General features: G+C 65.0%; 26 protein-coding genes. All 26 read right to left on the bottom strand.

Going from position 1 to position 14,875, the window contains the following annotated elements; translation table 11 throughout:
* Positions 1 to 296: 296 nt before the first annotated feature.
* The 26 genes from rplQ to rplC all read right to left on the bottom strand — a co-directional run bounded on the left by rplQ (position 297) and on the right by rplC (position 14,827).
* Positions 297 to 713, bottom strand: coding sequence for a 50S ribosomal protein L17 (rplQ, locus tag OCUBac02_RS11885; protein ID WP_047582390.1), 417 nt, complete (start codon positions 711 to 713; stop codon positions 297 to 299).
* Between the two features lie 114 nt (positions 714 to 827).
* Positions 828 to 1,844, bottom strand: a complete 1,017-nt coding sequence (locus OCUBac02_RS11880; protein WP_047582392.1) for a DNA-directed RNA polymerase subunit alpha — start codon at positions 1,842 to 1,844, stop codon at positions 828 to 830.
* 94 nt (positions 1,845 to 1,938) lie between these two features.
* Positions 1,939 to 2,328 (bottom strand): 30S ribosomal protein S11, encoded by a 390-nt coding sequence (gene rpsK / locus OCUBac02_RS11875; protein ID WP_043237079.1) that lies wholly within the window; start codon positions 2,326 to 2,328, stop codon positions 1,939 to 1,941.
* 177 nt (positions 2,329 to 2,505) lie between these two features.
* A complete protein-coding gene (rpsM, locus tag OCUBac02_RS11870; RefSeq protein ID WP_047582063.1) occupies positions 2,506 to 2,874 on the bottom strand; it encodes a 30S ribosomal protein S13 in 369 nt (122 codons plus the stop codon).
* A 309-nt stretch (positions 2,875 to 3,183) separates the two neighbouring features.
* Positions 3,184 to 3,777, bottom strand: a complete 594-nt coding sequence (locus OCUBac02_RS11865) for an adenylate kinase (RefSeq protein ID WP_173045807.1) — start codon at positions 3,775 to 3,777, stop codon at positions 3,184 to 3,186.
* Positions 3,778 to 5,115: a preprotein translocase subunit SecY gene (gene secY / locus OCUBac02_RS11860; RefSeq protein ID WP_047582059.1), complete on the bottom strand. Its 1,338-nt coding sequence runs from the start codon at positions 5,113 to 5,115 to the stop codon at positions 3,778 to 3,780.
* Positions 5,116 to 5,440: 325 nt separating this feature from the next.
* Complete coding sequence (rplO, locus tag OCUBac02_RS11855) at positions 5,441 to 5,917, bottom strand: 50S ribosomal protein L15 (RefSeq protein ID WP_047582058.1); 477 nt, start codon at positions 5,915 to 5,917, stop codon at positions 5,441 to 5,443.
* A gap of 12 nt (positions 5,918 to 5,929) precedes the next feature.
* Positions 5,930 to 6,124, bottom strand: a complete 195-nt coding sequence (gene rpmD, locus OCUBac02_RS11850) for a 50S ribosomal protein L30 (RefSeq protein WP_047582056.1) — start codon at positions 6,122 to 6,124, stop codon at positions 5,930 to 5,932.
* A 10-nt stretch (positions 6,125 to 6,134) separates the two neighbouring features.
* Entirely contained in the window at positions 6,135 to 6,698 is a 564-nt protein-coding gene (rpsE, locus tag OCUBac02_RS11845; RefSeq protein ID WP_047582054.1) for a 30S ribosomal protein S5, read from the bottom strand.
* A gap of 145 nt (positions 6,699 to 6,843) precedes the next feature.
* Complete coding sequence (gene rplR, locus OCUBac02_RS11840; RefSeq protein ID WP_047582052.1) at positions 6,844 to 7,206, bottom strand: 50S ribosomal protein L18; 363 nt, start codon at positions 7,204 to 7,206, stop codon at positions 6,844 to 6,846.
* A gap of 11 nt (positions 7,207 to 7,217) precedes the next feature.
* Entirely contained in the window at positions 7,218 to 7,751 is a 534-nt protein-coding gene (rplF, locus tag OCUBac02_RS11835) for a 50S ribosomal protein L6 (RefSeq protein WP_047582050.1), read from the bottom strand.
* A gap of 38 nt (positions 7,752 to 7,789) precedes the next feature.
* Complete coding sequence (gene rpsH / locus OCUBac02_RS11830; protein ID WP_047582049.1) at positions 7,790 to 8,188, bottom strand: 30S ribosomal protein S8; 399 nt, start codon at positions 8,186 to 8,188, stop codon at positions 7,790 to 7,792.
* A 14-nt stretch (positions 8,189 to 8,202) separates the two neighbouring features.
* Positions 8,203 to 8,508: a 30S ribosomal protein S14 gene (rpsN, locus tag OCUBac02_RS11825; protein ID WP_047582047.1), complete on the bottom strand. Its 306-nt coding sequence runs from the start codon at positions 8,506 to 8,508 to the stop codon at positions 8,203 to 8,205.
* 36 nt (positions 8,509 to 8,544) lie between these two features.
* Positions 8,545 to 9,111 carry a 50S ribosomal protein L5 gene (gene rplE / locus OCUBac02_RS11820; RefSeq protein ID WP_047582045.1) on the bottom strand — a complete coding sequence of 189 codons (567 nt, stop codon included), beginning with the start codon at positions 9,109 to 9,111 and terminating at the stop codon, positions 8,545 to 8,547.
* Complete coding sequence (gene rplX, locus OCUBac02_RS11815) at positions 9,104 to 9,421, bottom strand: 50S ribosomal protein L24 (protein WP_047582043.1); 318 nt, start codon at positions 9,419 to 9,421, stop codon at positions 9,104 to 9,106. The genes rplE and rplX overlap by 8 nt, the downstream gene beginning before the upstream one ends.
* Positions 9,421 to 9,789 carry a 50S ribosomal protein L14 gene (gene rplN / locus OCUBac02_RS11810; protein WP_047582041.1) on the bottom strand — a complete coding sequence of 123 codons (369 nt, stop codon included), beginning with the start codon at positions 9,787 to 9,789 and terminating at the stop codon, positions 9,421 to 9,423. The genes rplX and rplN overlap by 1 nt, the downstream gene beginning before the upstream one ends.
* 209 nt (positions 9,790 to 9,998) lie before the next feature.
* On the bottom strand, positions 9,999 to 10,241 hold the full coding sequence (rpsQ, locus tag OCUBac02_RS11805) for a 30S ribosomal protein S17 (protein ID WP_047582038.1): 243 nt from the start codon (positions 10,239 to 10,241) through the stop codon (positions 9,999 to 10,001).
* Between the two features lie 10 nt (positions 10,242 to 10,251).
* Positions 10,252 to 10,464, bottom strand: coding sequence for a 50S ribosomal protein L29 (gene rpmC / locus OCUBac02_RS11800; protein ID WP_047582036.1), 213 nt, complete (start codon positions 10,462 to 10,464; stop codon positions 10,252 to 10,254).
* Between the two features lie 11 nt (positions 10,465 to 10,475).
* Positions 10,476 to 10,889, bottom strand: coding sequence for a 50S ribosomal protein L16 (rplP, locus tag OCUBac02_RS11795; protein WP_047582034.1), 414 nt, complete (start codon positions 10,887 to 10,889; stop codon positions 10,476 to 10,478).
* Positions 10,890 to 10,907: 18 nt separating this feature from the next.
* A complete protein-coding gene (gene rpsC / locus OCUBac02_RS11790; protein WP_047582032.1) occupies positions 10,908 to 11,633 on the bottom strand; it encodes a 30S ribosomal protein S3 in 726 nt (241 codons plus the stop codon).
* 10 nt (positions 11,634 to 11,643) lie between these two features.
* Positions 11,644 to 12,027 (bottom strand): 50S ribosomal protein L22, encoded by a 384-nt coding sequence (rplV, locus tag OCUBac02_RS11785; protein ID WP_047582031.1) that lies wholly within the window; start codon positions 12,025 to 12,027, stop codon positions 11,644 to 11,646.
* 3 nt (positions 12,028 to 12,030) lie between these two features.
* Positions 12,031 to 12,309, bottom strand: coding sequence for a 30S ribosomal protein S19 (gene rpsS / locus OCUBac02_RS11780; protein WP_047582029.1), 279 nt, complete (start codon positions 12,307 to 12,309; stop codon positions 12,031 to 12,033).
* An 8-nt stretch (positions 12,310 to 12,317) separates the two neighbouring features.
* On the bottom strand, positions 12,318 to 13,160 hold the full coding sequence (gene rplB / locus OCUBac02_RS11775) for a 50S ribosomal protein L2 (protein WP_173045805.1): 843 nt from the start codon (positions 13,158 to 13,160) through the stop codon (positions 12,318 to 12,320).
* A 10-nt stretch (positions 13,161 to 13,170) separates the two neighbouring features.
* Positions 13,171 to 13,482, bottom strand: coding sequence for a 50S ribosomal protein L23 (locus OCUBac02_RS11770; RefSeq protein WP_047582026.1), 312 nt, complete (start codon positions 13,480 to 13,482; stop codon positions 13,171 to 13,173).
* Positions 13,479 to 14,099: a 50S ribosomal protein L4 gene (rplD, locus tag OCUBac02_RS11765; RefSeq protein WP_047582024.1), complete on the bottom strand. Its 621-nt coding sequence runs from the start codon at positions 14,097 to 14,099 to the stop codon at positions 13,479 to 13,481. Before rplD ends, OCUBac02_RS11770 begins: the two co-directional genes overlap by 4 nt.
* The gene (gene rplC / locus OCUBac02_RS11760; protein ID WP_173045803.1) at positions 14,099 to 14,827 is read right to left on the bottom strand and encodes a 50S ribosomal protein L3; all 729 of its coding nucleotides are present in this window, start codon (positions 14,825 to 14,827) and stop codon (positions 14,099 to 14,101) included. The genes rplD and rplC overlap by 1 nt, the downstream gene beginning before the upstream one ends.
* Between the last annotated feature and the right edge of the window lie 48 nt (positions 14,828 to 14,875).

The following is a 14,875-nucleotide window of genomic DNA, read 5'->3' as shown; positions in this document are numbered from 1 at the left end:
GTCCAAGTCTATACCGCTGCGGTGCGCTTCGGTTCCTCACCGACATGTCGTGCAACGGAGCCGCCTCGGCAAGAGGCAATGAGTGAGACTGGGCACCCGCGCTTGCAAGCAAGCGTTCCGTCATTCCGGACAAGCCGCGAGGCGGCGCCGGTTCGGAATCCATCGAAGGGCGCGGCGCTTTACGATGGATCCCGGGGTCAGCCGGGGATGACGCATGGCTCGGCAAATGATCAGCGAGCCAAAAGAAAAGGGCGGCCCAAAGGCCGCCCTTTCCGAAACCTGGATTGCGAAGCCGCTCAGGCGGCTTCGTCTTCCGCCGTGAAGACCGGGCCGGAATCCTTGCCCTTGGCGTCGACGTCGCGATCGACGAACTCGATGATCGCCATCGGGGCGTTGTCGCCGAAGCGGAAGCCCGCCTTCATGATGCGGAGATAGCCGCCGTTGCGCTCCTTGTAGCGCGGGCCGAGGACCGCGAAGAGCTTGCCGACGAGCTCGACATCCTTGATCTGCGCGATCGCCTGGCGGCGGGCGTGCAGGTCGCCGCGCTTGCCGAGGGTGACGAGCTTCTCGACGACCGGGCGCAGGTCCTTGGCCTTCGGGAGAGTCGTGGTGATCTGCTCGTGCTTGATCAGGGCCTGGGCCATGTTGGCGAACATCGCCTGGCGATGCTCGGCCGAGCGGTTGAAACGACGGCCGCGGAAACCGTGACGCATGGATTGGCTCCTTCGTTGCTTACGGCCGCCGTGCCACGGTACGGCCGTTCGTTATGCTCCGGTTCTCATGAACCGGGCGGGGTTGGCGCGGGATGCCTCCCGCGCCGTTGAGGCTCAGTAGTGCTCTTCGAAGCGCTTCGCGAGCTCTTCGATGTTCTCCGGCGGCCAGCCCTGGACGTCCATGCCCAGGTGCAGGCCCATGGTGGCGAGCACTTCCTTGATCTCGTTCAGCGACTTGCGGCCGAAGTTCGGGGTGCGCAGCATCTCGCCCTCGGACTTCTGGATGAGGTCGCCGATATAGACGATGTTGTCGTTCTTGAGGCAGTTGGCCGAGCGGACCGAAAGCTCCAGCTCGTCGACCTTCTTGAGCAGCGCCGGGTTGAAGGGCAACTGCGGCGCGGTCGAGACGGCCTCTTCCTTGCGCGGCTCCTCGAAGGTGATGAACACCGCGAGCTGGTCCTGCAGGATGCGGGCGGCGAGCGCCAGCGCGTCCTCGGGGGTGACCGAGCCGTTGGTCTCGATCGCCAGCGTCAGCGAGTCCTTGTCGAGATTCTGGCCCTCGCGGGTGTTCTCGACGCGGTAGGAGACCTTCTTGACCGGCGAGTACAGGCTGTCGACCGGGATCAGGCCGATCGGCGCGTCCTCGGGGCGGTTCTGCTCGGCCGGGACATAGCCCTTGCCGGTGTTGACCGTGAACTCCATGCGGATCTCGGCCCCGTCGTCCAGCGTGCAGAGCACGAGGTCGGGGTTCAGGATCGAGACGTCGCCGATCGTGTTGATGTCGCCGGCGGTGACGGTGCCGGGGCCGGACTTGCGCAGGGTCATGCGCTTCGGACCCTCGCCCTGCATCTTGACCGCGACGGCCTTGATGTTGAGGACGATGTCGGTGACGTCCTCACGGACGCCCGGAATCGAGGAGAACTCGTGGAGGACGCCGTCGATCTGGACGGCGGTCACGGCCGCGCCCTGGAGCGACGACAGCAGCACGCGACGGAGCGCATTGCCGAGCGTCATGCCGAAGCCGCGCTCGAGCGGACGCGCGATCACGGTGGCCTGACGCTTCGGGTCGTCTCCGACCTTCACTTCGAGCTTGTTCGGCTTGGAAAGATCCTGCCAGTTCTTGCTGATCACGACCGCACTCCTGGTGCTGAATTCTTCTGGCGGCCACCGCCGCCCCGGACAGGCGCCCGCCCCTGCGGGCGCCGTGGGCTAACCAAATCAGGCGTCAGACGCGGCGGCGCTTGCGCGGACGGCAGCCATTGTGCGGGATCGGCGTCACGTCGCGGATCGAGGTCACGGTGAAACCCGCGGCCTGGAGCGCGCGAAGAGCCGACTCGCGGCCCGAACCCGGACCGGTCACCTCGACCTCGAGGGTGCGCATGCCGTGCTCGGCGGCCTTGCGGGCGGCGTCCTCGGCGGCGACCTGGGCGGCGTAGGGGGTCGACTTACGCGAGCCCTTGAAGCCCATCGTGCCGGCCGACGACCACGAGATCGTGTTGCCCTGCGCGTCGGTGATGGTGATCATGGTGTTGTTGAACGAGGCGTTCACATGCGCGACGCCGGAGACGATGTTCTTGCGTTCGCGACGACGGACGCGCTGGGCTTCCTTGGCCATATCCTGTCTTCCATCCTTCAGGCGCGCCCGTCATGCCAGGCGCTGGGGAGTATTCTCTGTCGCCGTCATGCCCGGGCTTGCCCCGGGCATCTCGGGCAGAAGAAGGCGTCGTGCAACGCCCTCTCGTAAGGAGATCCTCGGGTCAAGCCCGAGATTGACGCTCGCCTCAGGCGATCGTCACTTCTTCTTGCCGGCGATCGGCTTCGCCTTGCCCTTGCGGGTGCGGGCGTTGGTATGCGTGCGCTGGCCGCGGACCGGCAGCGAGCGACGATGGCGCAGGCCGCGATAGCAGCCGAGATCCATCAGACGCTTGATGTTCATCGAGACTTCGCGGCGCAGATCGCCCTCGACGAGATAGTCGCGGTCGATGGTCTCGCGGATCTGCAGGACCTCGGCGTCGGTGAGCTGGTTGACGCGACGTTCGTCGGCGATGCCGACCTTCTCGCAGATTTCCTTGGCCTTGGCCGCGCCGATGCCGTGGATGTACTGCAGGCCGATGACGACGCGCTTGCCGGTGGGAATGTTGACGCCCGCGATACGAGCCATGGTCTCATCTCCATGTCGGCCGAAGCACCCGATGGCACCCCGGCGGTGGGAAAAATCCCGCGTCCGGTGGAGGCCGGCTCATGCGGGACGTTGAACGGCTCCACGCGATAATGCGACGTCGTCCCTTCTCGCGAAGGCAACGGCATCGCTCCCATGAAACCGGATGGCGGCTCGTTAACGGGTTGGGCGCAACGAGTCAACCCGCCGCAACCAAGAAACATGCCAAAGTTGGCAAGGGCGGGCCGGGTTGGATATTTGCCGTCATGCTCGGGCTTGACCCGAGAATGACGGCCCTGCCGCGCTTCGGGATCAGCCCTGAGCCGCGACCGAAAGCGCGTCCGTGATCGCCTGGGAGACGCTGTCGATCGGCTGCATGCCGTCGATGGCGGTGAGCTGGCCACGCTTCTCGTAATAGGGAGCGACCACCGCGGTGTCGCGGTTATAGGCTTCGAGCCGGGTCTTAAAGACCTCCGGATCGTCATCCTTGCGCACTGGCTGCCCCGCCGCCCTCGCCTCCTCGGCGCGGCGAACGATGCGGTCGACGAGCTTGGTCTGGTCAACCCTGAGCTCGAGGACGGCGTCGAGCTTGAGCCCCTTGCCTTCGAGCATCCTGTCCAGAGCCTCGGCCTGCGCCAGCGTCCGCGGGAACCCGTCGAGGATGAAGCCCTTCTTGGCATCCGCCTCTTCGATGCGGTCAGCGACGATGCCGATGACGATCTCGTCCGAGACCAGCCCGCCCGCATCCATCACGGCCTTGGCCTTCTGGCCGACCGGCGTGCCGGCGGCCACTGCCGCGCGCAGCATGTCGCCGGTCGAGAGTTGAGGAATGCCGTGCTTCGCGACGATGCGCGCCGCCTGAGTGCCCTTGCCCGCCCCCGGCGGCCCCAGGAAAATCAACCGCATTTAGCGCCTCGCTCCTCGCAACTTGGCCTTCTTGACCAGCCCTTCGTACTGATGGGCCAGCAGGTGTCCGTGAACTTGCGCCACGGTGTCCATCGTCGTCGTCACCACGATGAGCAGCGAGGTGCCGCCCAGCAGGATGATCGGGATCTGAGCATAGGTGATCATGAACTCGGGGATAAGGCAGACGATCGTCAAATATCCTGCGCCGAGAACGGTGATGCGCGTCAGGATGCGATCGATATGCTCGGCGGTCCGCTCGCCGGGGCGGATGCCCGGCATGAAGCCGCCATGCTTCTTGAGATTGTCCGCCGTCTCGACCGGATTGAACACGATCGCGGTGTAGAAGAAGCAGAAGAAGATGATCAGCGCCGCGTAGAGGATCATGAACAGCGGCCGGCCATGGGCCAGATAGGTCGCCATCAGCGACAGGAAGCCGGTGCCGCCCGAAGCCTGCGAGAAGCTCGCGACAGTCGTCGGCAGCAGCAGCAGCGACGAGGCGAAGATCGGCGGAATGACGCCGGCGGTGTTGAGCTTCAGCGGCAGGAACGAGGTCTGGCCCTCGTACATGCGGTTGCCGACCTGGCGCTTCGGATAGTTGATCAGCAGGCGGCGCTGGGCGCGCTCCATGAACACGCAGAATGCGATGACGCAGACCGCCATCACGAGCACGCCGAGCAGCAGGCCGGTCGAGATCGCGCCCTGGCGGCCGAGTTCGAAGGTCTGGGCGAGCTGCGCCGGGAATTCGGCGATGATGCCGGCGAAGATGATCATCGACGTGCCGTTGCCGATGCCGCGGCTGGTGATCTGCTCGCCCAGCCAGAGCAGGAACATCGTGCCGCCGACCAGGGTGATCGTCGTCGAGAGCAGGAAGAACGGCCCGGGCTGCAGCACGAGATTGCCCGAGCCCTGCAGGCCGACGCCGATCGCATAGGCCTGGAACACGGCCAGCACGAGGGTCAGGTAGCGGGTATACTGGTTCAGGGTCTTGCGGCCCTGCTCGCCTTCCTTCTTCAGCGCCTCGAAGCTCGGCACGACGCTCGATAGAAGCTGCACGATGATCGATGCGGAAATGTAGGGCATGATCGCCAGTGCGAAGATCGCGAGACGCCCGACTGCGCCGCCCGAGAACATGTTGAACATGCCGAGCATGCCGGACTGGGTCTGGCGGAAGAGATCGGCCACCGCATCCGGGTTCATGCCGGGCAGCGGGATATAGGTGCCGAGCCGGTAGATGACGAGCGCGCCCAGCGTGAACCAGATTCGCTTCTTGAGTTCATCCGCCTTGGCGAAGGCCCCGAAATTGAGGTTCGCCGCAAGCTGTTCAGCCGCCGATGCCATGCGTCCGGTCCCTGGGTCTCAAACTGGTCCCAGATCATCACGCGTCCTGCCGGACGCGGTAACGATGATCTCTCTCATAGTCGGAGCATCGGTTGTTCCAAAAAGTGGCTTCCACTTTTCGGCCCGACGCTTTGGAAGCAAATGCCCCAACGCACGCGTACGTGCTGTCTGCGGATTCGTGCCTTGCGTCAAACAGTCAAACGGCGGCCAAGGCGCTAGGCCCGGCCGCCGTTCGCAAAGGTCATGTAGGCGCTGGAGCCGGATGGTTCCAGATGGCTGCGCTTCGCGCTGCCATCTGAAAGCTGAATCCGCCTCCGATCAAGCGTCACGCCTGTGAAGCGGCAGCCAGGATCTTGACCGAACCGCCGGCCTTCTCGATCGCGGCGACGGCCGACTTGGACGCGCCCGCGACTTCGAAGGCAAGCTTGGTCTTGAGCTCGCCGACGCCGAGGATCTTGACGCCGTCCTTGGCCTGACGGGTGATGACACCGGCGGCGACGAGCGCCTCGATGGTCACGGTGCCCTTGGCGTCGAGCTTTCCGGCTTCCACCGCCTGCTGGATCCGGCCGAGGTTCACCTCGTTCAGGTCCTTGGCGAAGAGGTTGTTGAAGCCGCGCTTCGGCAGGCGACGATACAGCGGCATCTGGCCGCCTTCGAAGCCCTTGATGGCGACGCCGGCGCGCGAGGTCTGACCCTTCACGCCGCGACCACCGGTCTTGCCCTTGCCGGAGCCGATGCCACGGCCGACGCGGATGCGCTGCTTCAGAGCGCCTTCGTTGTCACGGATCTCATTGAGTTTCATGTGTCGCCCTCCTCACTTCGCGTCGACGACGCGCACGAGGTGCTTGACCTTCTCGACCATGCCACGCACCGCGGGGGTGTCCTGGAGGGTCGAGCGGCGGCGGATCTTGTTCAGGCCGAGACCGATCAGGGTCTGGCGCTGGGCGGCCTCGCGGCGGATCGGCGAACCGATCTGCTCGATGGTGAAGGTCTTCTCAGCCTTTGCCATGATGTCCCCCTCACGCTTCCGCGGCCGCATCCGTGCCGGCATCGCGGCGACGGGTCTGCAGGGCCGAAACCTTGAGCGAGCGACGGGCCGCGACGGAGCGCGGGCTGTCCTCGTTCTTCAGCGCGTCGAAGGTGGCGCGCACGAGGTTGTACGGGTTGGAGGAGCCGAGCGACTTTGACACGACGTCCTGCATGCCGACCGCCTCGAAGACGGCGCGCATCGGGCCGCCGGCGATGATGCCGGTACCGGCCGGAGCCGCGCGCAGCACGACCTTGCCGGCGCCGTGGCGGCCCTGCACGTCGTGATGGAGGGTACGGCCCTCGCGCAGCGGGATGCGGACGAGGCCACGCTTGGCGGCTTCCGTCGCCTTGCGGATCGCCTCGGGAACTTCACGGGCCTTGCCGTGGCCGAAGCCGACGCGGCCCTTCTGGTCGCCGACGACGACGAGCGCGGCGAAGCCGAAGCGACGGCCACCCTTCACCACCTTGGCGACGCGGTTGATGTGGACGAGCTTGTCCACGAATTCGGAAACTTCCGTTTCCCGATCTTTACGCTCACGCGGCTCTCTAGCCATGTGTCTGTCCTCTTACTTGCGCGGACGAGGGTCGAAGCCCCGCCGCTCGCTCGAGCCTAACCCCGTGCGTCATTGCGCGGGGAAGCCTGTAAACGAGTACCGCCCGGCCGGCGCGCGAACGCCGGCCGGGCGAAACCCGATAACCTCAGAAGCTGAGGCCGCCCTCGCGGGCCGCATCGGCCAGCGCCTTGACGCGGCCATGGTACATGTACGGGCCGCGGTCGAAGACCACTTCCGTCACGCCGGCCTTGACCGCGCGCTCGGCGACGATCTTGCCGATCTGGCCGGCCGCCTCGACATTGGCGCCGGACTTGATCTGCTCGCGCACGTCCTTGTCGAGCGACGAGGCCGAGGCCAGGGTGACCCCCTTCACGTCGTCGATGACCTGGGCGTAGATCTGCTTGCCGGTGCGATGCACCGAGAGGCGCGGGCGGCCGTTGGCAACCGCCTTGATCGCGCGGCGGACGCGGGCCTTGCGGCGCGCAGTCACATCGTTCTGCTTGCTCATGGCTGGCGTCCTTACTTCTTCTTGCCTTCCTTGCGGAAGATGAATTCGCCGGCGTACTTGACGCCCTTGCCCTTGTAGGGCTCGGGGCCGCGATAGTCGCGGATTTCCGCGGCGGTCTGGCCGACGATCTGCTTGTCGATGCCGGCGACGACGATCTCCGTCGGCTTCGGGGTCGTGATCGCGACGCCGGCCGGGATTTCGTAGTCGATGTCGTGGCTGTAGCCGAGCGACAGCTTCAGCACCTTGCCGGCGACGGCGGCCTTGTAGCCGACGCCGTTGATCTCGAGGCGCTTTTCGAAGCCGGCGGTGGTGCCGATCACGAGGTTGTTGATGCGGGCGCGCGAAGTGCCCCAGAGCGCACGGGCGCGCTTCGACTGCGAACGCGGCTGAACCGCGATCGCGCCGTCCTCCATGGCGACCGAGACGTCCTCGGGAACCGTGAAGGAGAGCTCGCCCTTGGAGCCCTTGATCTTGACGAGCTGGCCGGTGACCGAGGCGGTGACGCCCGCGGGAACCGAAACCGGCTTCTTACCGATACGAGACATTTGGATCTCTCCTGAAAGTGAGCGGGGCGCCTGTAAGGTCAGAAGACCTTGCAGAGCACTTCGCCGCCCACGTTCTGCTCGCGGGCCACATGATCGGCCATCACGCCACGCGGGGTCGAGACGATCGTCACGCCAAGGCCATCGGCCACGCGCGGCATGGTCTCGACCGACGAGTAGACGCGCCGGCCGGGCTTCGAAACACGCGAGATCGACCGGATAACCGGCTGGCCCTCGTGATACTTGAGCTCGATGTCGAACTCGGTCCGGCCGTTGCCGAACTCGGTCTGGCTGTAGCCGCGGATGTAACCCTCGGACTGCAGCACGTCGAGCACACGGGCGCGCAGCTTCGAGCCCGGGGTGGAAACGCGGGACTTGCGACGCATCTGCGCATTGCGGATGCGGGTCAGCATATCGCCGAGCGGATCAATGATTGCCATTGTTCCAGTCCTCCTTACCAGCTCGACTTCACGAGGCCGGGAACCAGCCCCTTGTTACCGAGCTCACGCAGCGCGACACGCGACATCTTGAGCTTGCGATAGAACGCGCGCGGACGGCCCGTCACTTCGCAGCGGTTGCGAATGCGGATCTTCGCCGAGTTGCGCGGCAGTTCGGCCAGCTTCAGACGGGCGAGGAAACGCTCGTCCATGGGCTGGTTTTCGTCATTGGCGATCGCGAGAAGGCGAGCCCGGCGGCCGGCGAACTTCTTCACCAGCTTCCTGCGACGCTCGTTGTTCTCGACGGAGCTTTTCTTAGCCATCGATCTCTCCTGGTTTCCGCGTATGAACGCTCAGGTTCACTGCCGGAACGGGAAGTTGAAGTGCTTGAGCAGGGCGCGTGCCTCGTCGTCCGACTTCGCAGTCGTGCAGACGATCACGTCCATGCCCAGGACCTGGTCGACCTTGTCGTAGTTGATCTCGGGGAACACGATGTGCTCCTTGATCCCGAGCGCGAAATTACCGCGCCCGTCGAACGACTTGGGGTTGAGGCCCCGGAAGTCGCGCACCCGCGGAAGAGCGATGGTGACGAGCCGGTCGACGAACTCGTACATCTTGGTCTTGCGCAGGGTGACCTTGCAGCCCACCGGCATATTCTCGCGCAGCTTGAAGCCGGCGATGGCCAGGCGGGACTTGGTGATGACCGGCTTCTGGCCGGCGATCAGGGCGAGATCGCCCGCGGCGTTGTCGACCTTCTTGCGGTCCGCCGTCGCCTCGCCCACGCCCATGTTGATGACGATCTTCTCGATCGTCGGCACTTCCATGGCGTTCTTGTAGCCGAATTCCTTGATCATCGCGGGACGAACGACGTCCTCGTAATGCTTCTTCATGCGCGGCGAAAGAGCCGCCTGCTGAGCCTCAGCCATCGATCAGATCCCCCGAACGCTTGGCGAAACGAACCTTGCGGCCGTCATCGAGCACCTTGAAGCCGACCCGCGTCGCCTTGCCGTCCTTGGGATCGGCGATGGCGATGTTCGACAGGTCGATCGTCGCTTCCTTGCTGATGATGCCGCCCTCGGACTGCGGGGACTGCTTGGTGTGACGCTTCACCAGGTTGACGCCGCGAACGACGGCACGGCCGTCCTTCGGCAGGACCTGGAGAACCTCGCCCGCCTTGCCCTTGTCGCGGCCGGCGAGCACGACGACCTTGTCGCCCTTCTTGATCTTCGCAGCCATCACAGCACCTCCGGCGCCAGCGAAATGATCTTCATGTGGTTCTTGGCGCGCAGCTCGCGCGGAACCGGTCCGAAGATACGCGTGCCGACCGGCTCCTTCTGGTTGTTGATCAGCACGGCCGCATTGCGGTCGAAGCGAATCACCGAACCGTCCTGGCGCTTGACGTCCTTGGCGGTGCGAACGACGACCGCCTTCATGACGTCGCCCTTCTTCACGCGACCGCGCGGAATGGCTTCCTTGATCGAAACGACGATGATGTCGCCGACACCGGCGTACTTGCGCTTCGACCCGCCGAGAACCTTGATGCACATCACGCGACGCGCGCCGGAATTGTCGGCGACGTCGAGATTCGTCTGCACCTGGATCATGGCCTTGATCCTTCCAATCTGTGTATCAGCGCGGTTTCCCGGACCGCATCAGCGCCGCCCGGGACTACGACTGACGGGGGTCGATCGCCCCCTGGCCTCAAACAAAACACGATCCGCAAAAGTGGTTTCCACCTTTGCGGAGAAACATGTCCGGCTTCTTTCCTGTCCCGCCCTGCCCCTGATTCGGGGCCGGGCGAAGCCGTCCCGACTTACGCCTTGGGGGCGTCGTCGAGCACAACCCAGCTTTTCAGCTTGGAAATCGGCTTGGACTCCTCGATCCAAACCGTGTCGCCGACCTTGAACGAACCCGCCTCGTCATGGGCGTGATAGTTCTTCGTGCGGCGCACCGTCTTCTTGAGCAGCGGGTGCGTATAACGCCGCTCGACCTTGACCACAACAGTTTTGTTCTGCTTGTCGCTGACGACGACGCCCTGCAGTACGCGCTTAGGCATTATTCTCTCCTCACGCGCTCGCCGCGACGGTCTTCGACCGCTGCAGCGTCTTGATGCGGGCGATGTCCTTGCGCACTTCGGTGACGCGCGCGGTGTTCTCGAGCTGCCCGGTGGCCTTCTGGAAGCGCAGGTTGAACTGCTCCTTCTTGAGCTTCAGGAGCTCGTCCTGGAGCTGGTCCGTGCTCATGGCCTTCAGGTCGGACTGACGCTGTGTGATTTTCATGTCGCCCTCCCTTACTCGGCGATGCGCTGGATGAAGCGGGTCTTGATCGGCAGCTTGGCGGCGCCGAGACGCAGCGCCTCGCGGGCGATCTCCTCGGACACGCCGTCGAGCTCGAACATGATCCGGCCCGGCTTGACCTTGGCCGCCCAGAACTCGGGCGAACCCTTGCCCTTACCCATGCGGACTTCGGTCGGCTTCTTGGAAACCGGCACGTCGGGGAACACGCGGATCCAGACACGGCCGACGCGCTTCATGGCGCGGGTGATCGCGCGGCGGGCCGCCTCGATCTGCCGGGCGGTGATGCGCTCGGGCTCCTGGGCCTTCAGGCCGAACTGGCCGAAGTTGAGGTCCGTGCCGCCCTTGGCGACGCCGGAGATGCGTCCCTTGAACTGCTTGCGGAACTTGGTGCGTTTTGGTTGCAGCATGGCTCTTCTCGATCAGCCTTACGCAGCCTGCTCGCGACGATCGCGATGGTCGCGATCACGACCGCCGGAGCGGCCGCCCTCGTCGGAGAGGCGCTTGTCCTGGGCCATCGGGTCGTGTTCCAGGATCTCGCCCTTGAAGATCCAGACCTTGATGCCGCACGTCCCGTAGGTCGTGAAAGCGGTGGCGACGCCGTAATCGACGTCGGCGCGCAGCGTATGCAGCGGCACGCGGCCCTCACGATACCATTCGAGGCGGGCGATCTCGGCGCCGCCGAGGCGGCCCGAGCAGTTGATGCGGATGCCCTCGGCGCCCAGACGCATCGCCGACTGAACGGCGCGCTTCATGGCACGACGGAAGGCGACGCGGCGCTCGAGCTGCTGGGCGATCGAGTCGGCGACGAGCGTCGCGTCGATCTCGGGCTTGCGCACCTCGACGATGTTGATCGTCACGTCGGCCTTGGTGAGCTTCGAGACTTCCTTGCGGAGCTTCTCGATATCGGCACCCTTCTTGCCGATCACCACGCCCGGACGCGCCGAGTGGATGGTGACGCGGCACTTCTTGTGCGGACGCTCGATGATGATCTTCGAGACGGCGGCCTGCTTCAGCAGCTTCATGAGCGCGGCGCGGATAGCCATGTCCTCATGCAGCAGCTTGCCGTACTCGCCCTTGTTGGCGAACCAACGCGAGTCCCAGGTGCGGTTGATGCCGAGGCGAAGGCCGATCGGATTGATTTTCTGACCCATCGTTCTCTCCTCAGGCCTTCGCAGCCTGCACTTCGCGCACCACGATCGTGATGTTCGAGAACGGCTTCAGGATACGGGCGCCACGGCCGCGGGCGCGGGCATGGAAGCGCTTCATGACGAGCGCCTTGCCGACGAAGGCCTGTGCGACAACGAGATCGTCGACGTCGAGATCATGGTTGTTCTCGGCGTTGGCGATCGCGCTCTGCAGGCACTTGCGCACATCGAGCGAGATCCGCTTGCGCGAGAACTCGAGATCGGCGAGCGCGGTCGCGACCTTCTTGCCACGGATGAGCTGAGCGACGAGGTTTAGCTTCTGCGGCGAGACGCGAAGGTTGCGAGCGATCGCAGTGGCTTCGTTCTCGGGCAGCGCACGGGGGGCGGATGCTTTACCCATGGCTTACTTCCTCTTCGCCTTCTTGTCGGCGGCGTGGCCGTGGAAGGTGCGGGTCGGCGAGAACTCGCCGAACTTATGACCGACCATCTCCTCGGACACGGACACCGGCACATGCTTATGGCCGTTGTAGACGCCGAACGTCAGACCGACGAACTGCGGCAGGATCGTGGAGCGACGGCTCCAGATCTTGATAACTTCATTACGAGCCGAGGTCCTGGCGACCTCGGCCTTCTTCAGGAGGTATCCGTCGACGAACGGACCTTTCCAAAGCGAACGCGCCATGACGGACCTCAGTTCTTCTTCTTGCGGGCGTGACGGCTCGACACGATGAACGTATCGGTCCGCTTGTTCGAGCGGGTCTTCTTGCCCTTGGTCGGCAGACCCCAGGGCGTGACCGGATGACGGCCACCCGAGGTCCGGCCTTCACCACCACCATGCGGGTGGTCGACCGGGTTCATCGAGACGCCGCGGTTATGCGGACGGCGGCCGAGCCAGCGCGAGCGACCAGCCTTGCCGTCGTTCCGGTTCATGTGATCCGGGTTCGAAACGGCGCCGACGGTAGCATAGCACAAGCCCGAGATCAGGCGCTGCTCGCCCGAGTTCAGGCGGACGATGACGTAGCCCTGGTCGCGACCGACGATCTGGGCGTAGTTGCCGGCCGAACGGGCGAGCGCGCCGCCCTTGCCGATCTTCAGCTCGACATTGTGCACGATCGTGCCGATCGGCAGCGAGCCCATCGGGGCCGCGTTGCCGGGCTTCACGTCGACCGAGTCACCCGCGAGGACCGTGTCGCCGACAGCCAGGCGCTGCGGCGCCAGGATGTAGGAGAGCTCGCCGTCCTGATACTTGATCAGGGCGATGAAGGCCGTGCGGTTCGGATCGTACTCGATCCGCTCGACGGTCGCCGGAATGCCGGCCTTGCCGCGACGCTTGAAGTCGATGAGACGCAGCGTGCGCTTGTGGCCACCGCCGCGGAAGCGGACGGTGATGCGGCCGAGATTGTTGCGACCGCCCGAGGACGACTTGCCCTCGGTCAGGGTCTTGACCGGCTTGCCCTTGTAGAGCTCGCTGCGGTCGACGATCACGAGCTGGCGAAGGCTCGGCGTGATCGGCTTGAAGTTCTTCAAAGCCATGATGATTTCCTCACAGGCCCGTGGTCACGTCGATGGAGTGGCCCTCTTCGAGGGTCACGACCGCCTTCTTGACGTCCGAACGCTGGCCGGGACGGCCACGGAACATCTTGACCTTGCCCTCGGTGACGATCGTGTTGACGCTCTTGACCTTGACGTCGAAGAGCTTCTCGATCGCCGCCTTGATCTGCGGCTTCGTTGCGGTCTTGGCAACCTTGAAGACGACCTTGTTGTGCTCGGAGAGCATCGTCGCCTTCTCGGTGATGACCGGCGCCACGATCACATCGTAGTGGCGCGGGTCGAGGTTCTTGGCGGACTGGCTCATTTGAAGCGCGCCTCCAGCGCATCGACGGCCGCGCGCGTCAGGACGAGCTTGTCGCGACGCAGGATGTCGTAAACGTTGATGCCCTGGACCGGCAGCACGTCGACATTCGGGATCGAGCGAGCGGCCAGGCCGAAATTGGTATCGATCTCGGCGCCGCCGATGATCAGCGCGCTCGACAGGTCGAGCTTGCCGAAATGGCCGAGCAGCACCTTGGTCTTCGGCTCGGAGAGCTTGGCATCGTCGATCACGATGATGCCGGCATCCTTGGCCTTGGCCGAGAGCGCATGGCGCAGAGCGAGAGCGCGGACCTTCTTGGGAAGATCATGGCCGTGGTCGCGGACGACCGGGCCGAAAGCCTTGCCGCCGCCGCGGAACTGCGGAGCCGAAGCCGCGCCGTGGCGAGCGCCGCCGGTGCCCTTCTGCTTGTAGATCTTCTTGCGGGTGCGATCGACTTCCGAGCGGCCCTTGGACTTGTGGGTCCCGGCGCGGCGCTTGGCGAGCTGATAGCGGACCATGCGGGCGAGCAGATCGGCGCGCGGCTCCAGGCCGAACACCTCATCAGCTGCCTCGAGCGAGCCGGCAGATTTGCCTTCAAGAGTGACGATATCGAACTTCATCACGCGTTCTCCTCAGCCTGGGCCGCAGGAGCCTCTTCCGCCTTGCCCTCGCCGGAAACCTTGAACTTACCCGGCAGCGGCGCATCCTTCGGCAGGGCGCGCTTGACGGCGTCACGGACATGGATCCAGCCGCCGGCGACGCCGGGAACGGCGCCCTCGACGAGGATCAGGCCGCGCTCGACATCCGTCTGGACGACGCGCAGGTTCTGCGTGGTGACGCGCTCGGCGCCGAGATGGCCCGGCATCTTCTTGTTCTTGAAGGTCTTGCCCGGGTCCTGGCGGCCACCGGTCGAACCGATCGAGCGATGCGAGACCGACACGCCGTGCGTGGCGCGCAGGCCGCCGAAGTTCCAGCGCTTCATGCCGCCGGCGAAACCCTTACCCGTGGTGGTGCCGGAAACGTCGACGAACTGGCCGACGACGAAGTGGTCCGCGGTCAGCTCGGCGCCGACGGGGATCAGCGCGTCGTTGCTGACGCGGAACTCGACCACCTTGCGCTTCGGCTCGACCTTGGCGACCGCGAAATGACCGCGCTCGGCCTTCGAGACATTCTTCACCTTCGCCTGGCCGGAGCCCAGCTGCACGGCCACATAGCCGTTCTTCTCGATCGTGCGATGCGCGACGACCTGGCAGTTGTCGAGCTTCAGCACGGTGACCGGGATGTGCTCGCCGGCATCCGTGAAGATGCGGGTCATCCCGACTTTCTGTGCAATCACACCGGAACGCATCGGTGCATACCTTCCTTTGGGGTCATGTCCATCCGGGGTGAGCCGGAA

This window comes from Bosea sp. ANAM02 (assembly GCF_011764485.1).
Lineage (GTDB): Bacteria > Pseudomonadota > Alphaproteobacteria > Rhizobiales > Beijerinckiaceae > Allobosea.
The sequence above is the reverse complement of the archived record's forward strand: the minus strand, read 5'-3'. Positions and strand labels throughout refer to the sequence as shown.

Bases quoted from the DNA above. Each gene is read 5' to 3' on its own strand.
- rplQ (WP_047582390.1), bottom strand. From the start codon at position 713: ATGCGTCACGGTTTCCGCGGCCGTCGTTTCAACCGCTCGGCCGAGCAT.
- rpsK (WP_043237079.1), bottom strand. From the start codon at position 2,328: ATGGCCAAGGAAGCCCAGCGCGTCCGTCGTCGCGAACGCAAGAACATC.
- rpsM (WP_047582063.1), bottom strand. From the start codon at position 2,874: ATGGCTCGTATCGCGGGCGTCAACATTCCCACCGGCAAGCGCGTCGTC.
- OCUBac02_RS11865 (WP_173045807.1), bottom strand. From the start codon at position 3,777: ATGCGGTTGATTTTCCTGGGGCCGCCGGGGGCGGGCAAGGGCACTCAG.
- secY (WP_047582059.1), bottom strand. From the start codon at position 5,115: ATGGCATCGGCGGCTGAACAGCTTGCGGCGAACCTCAATTTCGGGGCC.
- rplO (WP_047582058.1), bottom strand. From the start codon at position 5,917: ATGAAACTCAATGAGATCCGTGACAACGAAGGCGCTCTGAAGCAGCGC.
- rpmD (WP_047582056.1), bottom strand. From the start codon at position 6,124: ATGGCAAAGGCTGAGAAGACCTTCACCATCGAGCAGATCGGTTCGCCG.
- rpsE (WP_047582054.1), bottom strand. From the start codon at position 6,698: ATGGCTAGAGAGCCGCGTGAGCGTAAAGATCGGGAAACGGAAGTTTCC.
- rplR (WP_047582052.1), bottom strand. From the start codon at position 7,206: ATGAGCAAGCAGAACGATGTGACTGCGCGCCGCAAGGCCCGCGTCCGC.
- rplF (WP_047582050.1), bottom strand. From the start codon at position 7,751: ATGTCTCGTATCGGTAAGAAGCCGGTTTCGGTTCCCGCGGGCGTCACC.
- rpsH (WP_047582049.1), bottom strand. From the start codon at position 8,188: ATGGCAATCATTGATCCGCTCGGCGATATGCTGACCCGCATCCGCAAT.
- rpsN (WP_047582047.1), bottom strand. From the start codon at position 8,508: ATGGCTAAGAAAAGCTCCGTCGAGAACAACGAGCGTCGCAGGAAGCTG.
- rplE (WP_047582045.1), bottom strand. From the start codon at position 9,111: ATGGCTGAGGCTCAGCAGGCGGCTCTTTCGCCGCGCATGAAGAAGCAT.
- rplX (WP_047582043.1), bottom strand. From the start codon at position 9,421: ATGGCTGCGAAGATCAAGAAGGGCGACAAGGTCGTCGTGCTCGCCGGC.
- rplN (WP_047582041.1), bottom strand. From the start codon at position 9,789: ATGATCCAGGTGCAGACGAATCTCGACGTCGCCGACAATTCCGGCGCG.
- rpsQ (WP_047582038.1), bottom strand. From the start codon at position 10,241: ATGCCTAAGCGCGTACTGCAGGGCGTCGTCGTCAGCGACAAGCAGAAC.
- rpmC (WP_047582036.1), bottom strand. From the start codon at position 10,464: ATGAAAATCACACAGCGTCAGTCCGACCTGAAGGCCATGAGCACGGAC.
- rplP (WP_047582034.1), bottom strand. From the start codon at position 10,889: ATGCTGCAACCAAAACGCACCAAGTTCCGCAAGCAGTTCAAGGGACGC.
- rpsC (WP_047582032.1), bottom strand. From the start codon at position 11,633: ATGGGTCAGAAAATCAATCCGATCGGCCTTCGCCTCGGCATCAACCGC.
- rplV (WP_047582031.1), bottom strand. From the start codon at position 12,027: ATGGGTAAAGCATCCGCCCCCCGTGCGCTGCCCGAGAACGAAGCCACT.
- rpsS (WP_047582029.1), bottom strand. From the start codon at position 12,309: ATGGCGCGTTCGCTTTGGAAAGGTCCGTTCGTCGACGGATACCTCCTG.
- rplB (WP_173045805.1), bottom strand. From the start codon at position 13,160: ATGGCTTTGAAGAACTTCAAGCCGATCACGCCGAGCCTTCGCCAGCTC.
- OCUBac02_RS11770 (WP_047582026.1), bottom strand. From the start codon at position 13,482: ATGAGCCAGTCCGCCAAGAACCTCGACCCGCGCCACTACGATGTGATC.
- rplD (WP_047582024.1), bottom strand. From the start codon at position 14,099: ATGAAGTTCGATATCGTCACTCTTGAAGGCAAATCTGCCGGCTCGCTC.
- rplC (WP_173045803.1), bottom strand. From the start codon at position 14,827: ATGCGTTCCGGTGTGATTGCACAGAAAGTCGGGATGACCCGCATCTTC.